The sequence below is a fragment of the Vibrio sp. Vb1026 genome (genome assembly GCF_033338745.1).
GTDB lineage: Bacteria > Pseudomonadota > Gammaproteobacteria > Enterobacterales > Vibrionaceae > Vibrio > Vibrio alginolyticus.
Map to the genome: position 1 here is coordinate 1 of NZ_JAWOTH010000056.1, position 1997 is coordinate 1997.

The window sequence follows — 1997 nt, forward strand, 5'->3', positions numbered from 1 at the left end:
TATAGCTGATCGAGATGATGAACAGGCAAATTCAACTCTGTACCTAATAGTGCCGAAAATGTGGATTTACCCGAACCACCGGAACCAATGACCGCAATTCTTTTCATCGGACTTACCTCGTCATCAATCCAGTTAACGCCTTGCTAAGGTGTGAGGAACGCAATACAAAAGCTACCGCACAGCACCTTAATCACATAAGCCACCGCAAATTGAAAATGCCACGCGTTACGAATCACTCTTAAGCAATTTGTTAGTACATGCGCTACTTCTATTTATGCGCTCCAAGATATTGAAAAGTGGCATAATATGAAAGGCTTTGAACACTGAAGTGAGACGGGCAACTACAAAACTTAAACTCGGTTAAGAGACGAGAGTTGGCTAGAAGAAAAATGCACTGAGCTGCCCTACTTTCACTGGCTTAAAATTAGAACAGGATTCTATCCTCGTACTTCAACAGCCACACCAAAAGTAATCAAGGTTCTCTCAAAAACCACCTCGAAAATGAAGAAGCACCAAAGAAATAGGTTAAGAGTTAGAAATCGTAAACGGTGAAATCAAAGCGAACACTCCGCATATAGTGCCACCGGAAAGAACGTGAAAGGAACCAACTGAAAGGTGTAAAGGTAAGCACTAAAACAAATAAACACCCAAACTTATGACCTTTGGTGCCAAACCCGTACTAACGCCCTGCTAAGGGGTGAGCAACGCAATACAAAAGCCGAAGCAAACCACCTTAATCACTAAATTCAACGCATAGTAAAAATGCCACGCGTTGCGAATCCCTCTTGAGCAGTTTGTTAGTCGCGAGGCACCGAGCGACAATTTTAAGCCGAACTAAATTCTGCAAACAACAAATTTTATGTGCTTTGATGCATTTAAGTCAGGCGCAGTCGCAAAGCAGCTATTCAATGAAACCACTTGGAACAAACAACACCGCAGAAAACGGACGGACAACACCAAATAGCGCCTTTGGAAAGCTAATCTCACAGTGCGGACTTTCAACAAAGTCACTGAAACCACGTGGAACTTACAACACCAGAGAAAACGTCATTTCAGCGAGTAAATTGGCTTTTGTACCAACAAACTCACCGAGCGGAGTTGCAACCAAAAACAGATTTTCGATTGCCCCGCCCTATCACCACCAAAGAACGAAACAACCGCTTGGAAAATAGCAATGCATTGACTTAGAACCGATGAAACTGAGCTTTGACCGTCGAAGATGGAACTATGAACCAAACAACCAGTAGCCAAGTTTTGAGCTTAGAAACATGATTTTGACTGCTAGCTTTTTCTGGCGTCTAACGCCTTGTTAAGGTGTGAGGCGCGCAATACCGAAGCTTCCGCATACCACCTTAACCACTAAAACCACTAAAACCAACGCATAGTAAAAATGCCACGCGTGCCGAATCACTCTTGAACAATTTGTTATGTACGTGCTAAAGGTACACTACTGACTCCACATTGTTGCCCTCAGGGTCAATCAAAAACGCAGCGTAGTAGTTTGGAGCATAGTGTTTTCGTAAACCAGGCTTACCGTTGCATTTACCACCTAAAGATAACCCCGCTTGATGAAACGCAGAAACTTGTAATTTGTTTGATGCAGAAAAAGCAATATGGCACTTAGAATTACTGACGCCTTTTTCAATTAGAAACCTTACATTTGGCTCGCTCGAAAGCCCAAAGCCAGCAGCATTTTCATCTGACCACTTGAGTTCAATACCCAATGGCTCTAGCATATTCTTGTAAAACACACGACATTCTTCGAATGCAACTACCTTAATTTCAAAATGATCTATCACTCTCAATCCTTTAGAGTTGGTTACAATTTTCCTTAAAGTACATAACGCCCTGCTAAGGGGTGAGCAACGCAATACCAATGCTACCGCAAACCACCTTAATCACTAAATTCAACGCATAGTGAAAATGCCACGCGTTGCGAATCCCTCTTGAGCAGTTTGTTAGTTTGCAAGCCCAAAGCGTTGATTTTACGTTATTTT

2 protein-coding genes are annotated in these 1997 nt (G+C 42.5%); one reads left to right on the forward strand and one right to left on the reverse strand.

Going from position 1 to position 1997, the window contains the following annotated elements:
* The first annotated feature begins 908 nt into the window (after positions 1 to 908).
* Complete coding sequence (locus R7E47_RS25535) at positions 909 to 1172, forward strand: hypothetical protein (protein WP_102389285.1); 264 nt, start codon at positions 909 to 911, stop codon at positions 1170 to 1172.
* A gap of 264 nt (positions 1173 to 1436) precedes the next feature.
* Here R7E47_RS25535 and R7E47_RS24080 read toward each other — a convergent pair whose 3' ends face one another.
* Entirely contained in the window at positions 1437 to 1799 is a 363-nt protein-coding gene (locus R7E47_RS24080; RefSeq protein WP_258483901.1) for a VOC family protein, read from the reverse strand.
* Positions 1800 to 1997 lie beyond the last annotated feature (198 nt).